A 9,103-nucleotide genomic window follows, 5' to 3' on the forward strand; every position below is an offset into this window, starting at 1 on the left:
AGTGTTTAGAAAACGCTGGCTATAATCCTAACTCCTATGAGGGAGCGATCGGGATGTTTGCTGGGGCGAGTATGAACACCTACTTGATCAATAATTGCTATCCAAATCGCGGCCAATTAGATATCAATGATGAGTTACAACCCTTCACATTAGATTCGATGGGAGGGTTTCAAACGATGGTGGCTAACGACAAAGACTATTTGACTACGCGAATTTCCTATAAACTGAATCTGCGTGGCCCTAGTGTCAATGTCCAGACAGCCTGTTCCACCGGACTAGTAGTGGTACATCTAGCCTGTCAAAGTCTATTGAATGGTGAAAGTGACATGGCTTTGGCTGGAGCTGCTTCTATCAACTCTCCCCAAAAGATCGGTTATTTGTATCAAGAAGGTTTGATTGTATCTCCTGATGGGCATTGTCGCGCCTTTGATGCCCAAGCGAATGGGACTATTTTTGGCAGTGGGGTTGGGGTTGTGCTGCTGAAGAGATTAAAAGATGCTCTAGCAGATAACGATCATATCTACGCTGTGATTAAGGGATCTGCCATCAATAACGATGGTGGGACAAAACTAGGATTTGCAGCACCCGGAGGAGAAGGTCAAACTTCAGTTGCAGCCGAAGCACTAGCCTTTGCTGGAGTTGAAGCTGATACTATTGGCTTTGTGGAAGCTCATGGTACAGGTACGAAACTGGGAGACCCCATCGAAATCGATGCTTTAGCTAGAGCATACAGCACTGCAAATCAGGGAGAGTGCGCTTTAGGATCCGTCAAGACCAATATCGGACATATGCAAATTGCTTCTGGTATTGTTGGTTTGATCAAAGCTGCTTTGGCTCTCAAACATCAAATTATTCCCCCGACTCTACACTTCAATACTCCTAACCCCCAGATTGATTTTTCCAAGACTCCTTTTTATATCAATACCGCAGCCGTACCTTGGACTACAAAGCAACAAGATGGCCAAGAATTGCCTCGACGTGCGGGGGTTAACTCATTAGGAATTGGTGGCGTGAATGCTCATGTGGTGCTAGAAGAAGCACCCGCCATTATTCCCCAGCCCAATGACATCAAGCGTCCCCAGCATTTGCTGACACTGTCTGCCAGAACAGAACAGGCTTTGGTAGATTTAGCAAAAAGCTATGCAGAATTTCTGGAAAACCATCCCGAAAGCGATATCTGTGATGTAGCATTCACCGCTAATACTAGCCGAGTTCATTTCCGCCATCGTTTGGCGGTAACTGGTTCTAAAATAGAGGATTTTGTCAGTAAATTACATCAGTTTGGACAACAAAATTTAGAATCAATAATTCACGCACAAGTTGATGAAAAACAGCCTCCCAAAATTGCCTTTTTGTTTACGGGACAGGGTTCTCAATATCTGGGAATGGCTGCTCAACTTTATCAAACACAACCGACTTTCCGGCAAACTTTAGACCAATGTGAAACGATATATCAAGAACTAACTGGTAAATCTTTACTACAAGTCATCTTTGCTAATTCTGATCTAGATTTAAATCATACATCTTATACTCAACCAGCTTTATTTGTTATTGAAGTAGCACTGGCTCAATTATGGCGTTCTTGGGGTATTCAACCGACTGCTGTTTTAGGTCATAGCTTAGGAGAATATGCGGCTGCTTGTTTTGCCGGAGTTTTTGATATTGAAAGTGGGTTAAAACTGGTCATACAACGAGCCAATTTAATTGGTGAATTACCCGCAGAACAAGGAGCGATGGCTGCTGTTTTTCTGGATAAAAAATCTGTGCGGCAAGTGTGTAAAAATCAGGGGATAAAAGTTGCGATCGCAGCCATCAATGCCGAACAACATACAGTCATTTCGGGCGAACAAACCATCATTCAACACCTTTGTGAACACTTTACTAATACAGAAGTGAAGGTTCGCCAATTAAAGGTTTCTCATGCTTTTCATTCGCCACTCATAGCACCTGTATGTGAAAAGTTTAGACATACTCTACGAGAGATTGATTTTGCCAAACCCCACATTCCCATCATTTCCAACTTAACAGGAGAAATTGCAGATGAGAGCATTGTAACTCCTGATTATTGGATTCAACATTTGCTACATCCCGTGCAATTTTACCAAGGAGTTTTGTCTCTACAATCTCTAGGATGTGATACTTTTATTGAAATCGGCCCCAAACCTGTACTTTTAGGCATTATTCAGTCATCTATATCATTATCTAACCCTCTGATATTACCGAGTTTACGCTCAGGATTCTCTGACTGGGAAGTTCTACTAGAAAGTCTAGGTAAACTCTACGTGCGCGGTGTAGATATAGATTGGTTTGGCGTGGAAAAAGATTACCAACCTAAAAGATGCGCCTTACCAACTTATCCTTTCCAGGAACGTCAACATTGGATTCCCTTAAAGACTCAATTTCAAACTTCCCAGGAATCTGCTGTTGTTAAGATGTTAGCTCAAAAAGATGCAGAAAATTTAATCCAAACTTTAGTAGAAGCTGGTAATTATTCGGAAACTGAAAAACAAACTTTATCGGTAATTGTTCAACAACTAATTCAGCTACATCATCAAGATAAAGATAATTCTGATTTTGATAACTTACTTTATCAATTAGAATGGCTACCTCGGACTTTATTAGCCAGTAAATTAGAGAATTTAGCAATAATTCAAACGAATTTAGACTCTTATTTATCAGAACCAATAAAATCTGCACAATTTTCAGGAGTTACTTTAGCTTTTTCCCATATGGAAGAATTAAGTGCTGATTTCATTGTGCAAGCTGTAAAAGATTTAGGATTATGGCAAATAAATACTATCCTCTCTCCAGAAGAAAGTTTAATTCAGGCTGGGATTAAAGAAGAGTATAGATTATTATGGCAGCATTGCTTAAAAATATTAGCACAAACAGGCATTCTAGAAAAGCAGGGTTCGGACTGGAAAATCATCAGTGAACTGCAACAAGAACGTCCTAATTTAACATTAGATGATTTGATATTTAAGTATCCAAATGCTACTATAGAATTAACACTGTTTGGGCGAGTTGCTGCTAATCTTGCAGCTATATTTACAGGCAAGATTTCGCCTTTATCTATCTTATTTTCTCAAGATGGGCAAATTGGAGCAGAAGATTTTTATAAAAACACATCTTGGGCAAAAGTTCTCAATCTTGGTATCTCTAAAACAGTAGAACTTTTATTATCTAATTACTCTGCATCAGAGCCAATCAGAATTTTAGAAATTGGTGCGGGAACTGGAGCTACCACCCATCAAATCTTCCAAGCTTGTGCTTCTCGTCAAATTAGCTACACATTTACTGATATCTCACCATACTTTCTTGAGACTGCCAAAGATACTTTTGCTCATCCCTTCATAGAATACAAAGTTTTAGACATAGAAAAAGACCCTGAACTTCAAGGTTTTTCACCTAAATCTTATGATCTAATTATTGCGGCAAATGTATTGCATTCTACGCGAGATTTACAAGGAGAAACCTTACCTCATATTCGAGGTTTGCTGCGTCCTGGGGGACACTTATTACTGCTAGAACTAACTCATCAGTCTCGGTGGATTGATTTGATATTTGGTGTGACTCAAGGTTGGTGGCGTTTTAGCGAGCGCAATTTACGTCCAGATCATCCCATTCTGGTAGCATCTACTTGGCAATCTATCCTCCTAGAATCTGGTTTTGCTGAAGCTAAATTTATTTCTCCTGACGAAAAAATTGGTAGTCCTTTATTTCAGCAAAGTATTATTATTGCCCAAAATGCCCATGAAAACAGCAATATTTTGGGTAATTGGCTTATTTTTACTGAGCATGAAGCAGATAATCTAGCTTTAGCAATTCAAGAGCAACTTACCAAAGATTGTGGATATTGTGCGATCGCTAATCCAGAACATAGCTTTGAGCTAGATACATCTTGGCGTGGAATTATTTATCTTGTGAATGCTGGAGAGAGCGATCAATATGAGTCTACTTTATGCGATCGCTCTCACCATCTTTTAAATTTTCTCCAGGCGATTAAAAAAATACCTCATCCTCCCAAATTATTCCTCGTTACCCAAGGCGGTCAACCCTTTGGTTTAGAGCAACCGTCTTTTGTGACTCAGTCTCCCCTGTGGGCGTTGGGACGCGTGATGGCGTTAGAAGAACCAGAACTTTGGGGGGGAATGATAGACCTCGACCCCCACGCCGATATTGCTCAAAATCTTGATGCTTTATTTCTAGGACTGACAAATTCAGCGACAGAAGATCATCTGATGTTCCGCCAAGGTCAAGCCTACGTTGCGCGTCTTTCCCCACTGCAATCTCTACCTCAAAAACCAGTCGCTATCCAAGCTCAAGCAACCTATTTGATTACAGGAGGTATAGGTCATCTAGGATTGCAACTTGCGCGTCATTTGGTTGATTTGGGTGCAGAACACCTCATTTTGACTACACGTCGTCAATTTCCCTCGCGCTCTGAGTGGGATTCATCAGCCGAATTTGAGGAAATAATTCAAAATCTCAAAACCTTAGAACAAAAGGGAGCATCTGTAGAAGTTTGTCAAGCAGATGTGGGAGATTTTGAGCAGATGTCCCGCATCTTTACCAATATTCAAAAAACATCTTATCCGCTTCGGGGTATTTTCCATCTTGCGGGAGTGTCAGGGCGCAAAGCTCAATTAAGCGAATGTAAATTGGATGATATCAAAGAAGTTTTTCAGGCTAAAGTTCGTGGTTCTTGGAATTTACATCAGTTATCTTTAACAACTCAATTAGACTACTTTGTATTGTTCTCTTCCGCAGGTGCAATTTGGGGAGCTAAAGAGCAAGGTTTATATGATGCTGCTAGTCATTTTATGGATGCTTTAGCTCATTTACGTCATCTTCAAGGATTAACAGCTACTAGTTTGAATTGGGCATTATTAGCAGGTAATGGCATAGTTTCTCAAGAATATGAAGATTGGCTCAAACAAATCGGGATGAAAGAAATTCCTTTAGATAAAGCCTTTGCAGCTATGAATGCTATTATGTCATCTGGAAAAACCCAAGTTTTACTAGCTGATGTAGATTGGGCGCGCTTCAAAAATATTTATCAATCTAAAGGCAATAAACCAATTTTTGAGAAATTAGGAGAATACCAAAGTTCAGCTAAGGAAATTCCACAGTCAAACTCTCCACGTCGTTTGCTAGAAGAAATTCCACCAGGAGAACGTCGGGAACATTTGTTTGCATATATTGGAGAACAAGTAGCGAAAATTTTAGGAAATAAACAGATACCAGACCCCGAAAAAGGGTTTTTAGAAATGGGGATTGATTCTTTGCTTTCGATTGAATTGAAAAATCGTTTAGAGAAAGGATTGGAAGTTGCTTTACCTGCTTCTTTGATATTTGATTTCCCTAATATTAGAAGATTAGTTGATTATTTGGTGGAACAGGTGTTTGGTTGGCAGGTTAATGAGAAGCAGGGAGCAGGGGGGAAAATCTCTCGGCATACTTCTCATCACTCTCTGAATGTTGTTCCTATTGAGGAAGAGGTGAATGAGGATTTAGTTTTACAAGAGCTTGCAGATTTGGAGGCTTTTTTGGGTAATTCTTGATTTTTTTAATTCACGCAGAGACGCAGAGGCGCGGAGGAAGGAGACAAGATGGAGTTGGAGATATCAAGTAACGATAAGTCTGTCCAAGCTAGGGTGTTTAAGGCACTGAATGAGGCGAAGGAGAGATTAAAGGCTGTTGAAGCTCAACAAAGCGAACCGATCGCAGTTGTGGGTTTGGGTTGTCGTTTTGGTCAAAATATTTCCACTCCTGAAGCTTTTTGGTCTTTTCTCAAGGCTGGTGGTAATACGCTCACAGATTTACCTAGCGATCGCTGGAATATGTCTGATTTTTATGATTCAGACCGTAGTAAACCCGGCAAAATCTATGTATCTCAAGGCGGTTTTCTTGATGATGTGTCAATGTTTGACGCGCAGTTTTTCGGGATTGCACCGAGAGAAGCTTTGCATATCGATCCCCAGCAAAGGTTACTGTTAGAAGTGGGCTATGAGGCGTTAGAAGATGCGGGGATGGCTGCGCCTACTGCCAGAATCGGCAAAACCGGTGTTTTTATCGGCATCACCAACAATGATTATGCTCGTCTGATTGCACCAGGCGGAGATTACAGCACCATTGGTGCCTATCATATCTCTGGCAACCATATAAATGCTGCTGCTGGGCGTATTTCTTATCTTTTGAATCTTAATGGCCCTAGCTTGGCTGTAGATACGGCTTGTTCTTCTTCTTTGGTAGCTGTGCATTTAGCCTGTCGTTCTTTGCGCGCCCAGGAATGTCGGCAAGCGTTAGTAGGGGGAGTGAATCTGATTCTCACGCCGGAAGTACCCATTGCCTTGTGCAGAAATCAGATGTTAGCGGCTGACGGTAGGTGCAAAACCTTTGACGAAAGTGCTGATGGGTTTGGAATTGGTGAAGGTTGCGGGGTTGTCGTTTTAAAAAGGTTGAGTGAAGCCTTAGCAGATGGCGATCGCATTTGGGCGTTAATTCGGGGAACAGCTGTTAATAACGATGGTGCAAGTGGCGGCTTTACTGTTCCTAATGGGCCGATGCAGACAGAATTGATTCGTGAGGCTCTAGCTGACGCTCGTTTAAGTGCCGATATCATTGATTATGTCGAAGCTCACGGTACTGGTACATCTTTGGGAGATCCGATTGAAATTAAAGCGATCGCGGATGCTTTGTGTGTCAATCGTTCTTCATCCCAACCTTTGTTAGTCGGTTCTGTTAAAACAAATCTTGGTCATCTAGCGGCGGCGGCGGGAATTTCTGGCTTAATCAAGACGATATTATCTATTTATCATGGCGAAATTCCGGCTCATCTCAATTTGCAAAAACCAAATCCGCACATTAATTGGGATAGCTTACCTCTCCATGTAGTGACAAAAACTCGTCCTTGGACTCAAGGTAATGGCAAGATAAAAGCCGCCGGAGTCAGTTCTTTTGGAGCATCGGGAACTAATGCTCATGCGATATTAAGCGAACCTCCACAAGTACAATCTTCAACCACAAATAAATTTCCTGTAGTAGTTACTTTGTCTGCTAAAGATGAAGAACGTTTGCGTTTATTGGCTGCTAATTTCGTTGATTATATCGACCAAAAACCGGAAGTTAATTTAACTGATATCGCTTTTTCTTTAAACACAGGTCGTTTTCATCATAAACAGCGATTATCTTTATTAGTTTCCAACACTACCGATTTACAGCAACAACTACGGTCTTTTGCTAGTGGTAATCAGCAAGAAACTAATATTATTTATAGTGAGGTAAAAGCAAATACTAAGATTGCTTTTGTTTGCAATGAGGCAACAGCAATATTTGCGGGAATATGGAAAGGGCTTTTTGTAAATGAGCCTGTCTTTAATGATGCTTTAATTCGCTGCGATCGCCCATTCCAAAATTATTTAAATTTTTCTATAAAAGAGTTACTTGATAACCAGCAAGATATAAAAAATCCCTTATATGTTCAACCAGCATTATTTGCACTGCAATATGCTCTTTGTGAACTCTGGAAATCTTGGGGTATTTGCCCTTCTGCGGTTTTAGGTTCTGGCGTTGGGGAATATCTAGCTGCTCAACAAGCTGGAGTATTTTCAATTGAAGATGCAGTTAAGTTGGTTGCGACTCGCCCTCATTTATTGAGCGAAGCGAATGGAGAAAGTAAATTTTCCGCTTTTCAAAAGGTAGCTGAAGAAGTTATTTATAGCAATCCCCAACTCACCTTCATTACTAATCATGGTGAAGTTGCGAATAGTTCCATCAAAACAGCCGCTTATTGGGTGCAACAGTTACATCAATCAGACAATGTTGCTAAAGGGATTCCTACCTTGCATCAGATGGGCTATCAAATATTTCTAGAAATTGGCAATCAGCCCATCAATAATCTTGAGCATAATAGTTTACCAGCAAATGAAATCCTGAATTTATGTAGTTTAGCTAAAGATGGTAGTAATTCTCAACAAATCTCAAGAGTTATAGCCGAATTATATGTCCGAGGCATAAATATTAATTGGCAGGAATTTTATCGCTCTCGCTCTGGACAAAAAATTAGTTTACCCAATTCTCCGTTTATCCGCAAACGCTATTGGGTAGACTCTGCTACTAAATCTCATCATAATCGCTCTGGACATCCTTTACTCGGCGATCGCTTCCCCTCTCCCCTATCTTCTATTCAATATCGAGCGAGTATTAGTCAGCACAACCCAGCATTTTTAGCCGAACATCAAGTTTTTGGTAAACCGATATTTCCCGGCGCAGCTTTTATTGAAATGGCGTTAGCTGCTACAGAAATTCCTGTAAGTTTAGAAGATATCGATTTTCAAAAGGCATTATTGCTGCAAGAAAAAGAAGATACCTTGCAATTAATTATTGACAAAAACAATTTTCAAATCTATCAGCAAAGTCACAATAACTGGGATGTACTGGTTACTGGAAAAATCGATCAATCAAAATCATTAGATGCAAATCACCAAACTCTAGAACAAATAGCAGCTAATTGTCCAGAACAGGTTGAGATTAATTCATTTTATGAAAGATATCAAAAATCGGGAGTGAATTACGGCAGTAGCTTCCAGATAATTAATCAGCTTCAACGTGGTAAAAATACTGCATTTGCTCAAATTAAGTTAACAGAGATTCAGCATTTAGAAGCAAAGAACTATCATTTTCATCCGGTGATATTGGATGCTTGTTTTCAGGCGATCGCTGCGATTTTATTTCAGCAAGAATCATCTGTAACTTATGTCCCAGTCCGAATTGCTAAATTTCAATTCTTCAAGTCTCCAGGCAATAGCGTCATCAGTGTAGCTCGACTAACTAAAAATTCTGATAACTATATTATCTCTGATATTGATATTTACTCAGAACAAGGTGAGTTACTCGTAGCAATTACAGGATTTGAACTTAAATCTGTTCAAAGTCAAGAAATTATCCGTCCTCAAATTCAACCACAGTCTTATATAGAAGAGTGGATTACTCTAGCACCGTTGTTACCCGATGGTAGAGATTATTTACTAAATCCTGATGTCATTAAAGCTCAAGTTAAACCACAGCAATTAGAACAGCAATTAGCTGAAAAATTGCGCCA

At 40.2% G+C, this 9,103-nt stretch carries 2 protein-coding genes; both read left to right on the forward strand.

Going from position 1 to position 9,103, the window contains the following annotated elements:
• Positions 1–5,564: type I polyketide synthase (locus CV014_RS28230; RefSeq protein ID WP_268964943.1), on the forward strand; the 5,564-nt coding region annotated here is incomplete at its 5' end.
• Positions 5,565–5,612: 48 nt separating this feature from the next.
• A partial coding sequence (locus tag CV014_RS28235; RefSeq protein WP_236145043.1) for a type I polyketide synthase occupies positions 5,613–9,103 on the forward strand: 3,491 nt, incomplete at its 3' end.

This window comes from Nostoc sp. CMAA1605 (assembly GCF_021596505.1).
Lineage (GTDB): Bacteria > Cyanobacteriota > Cyanobacteriia > Cyanobacteriales > Nostocaceae > Trichormus.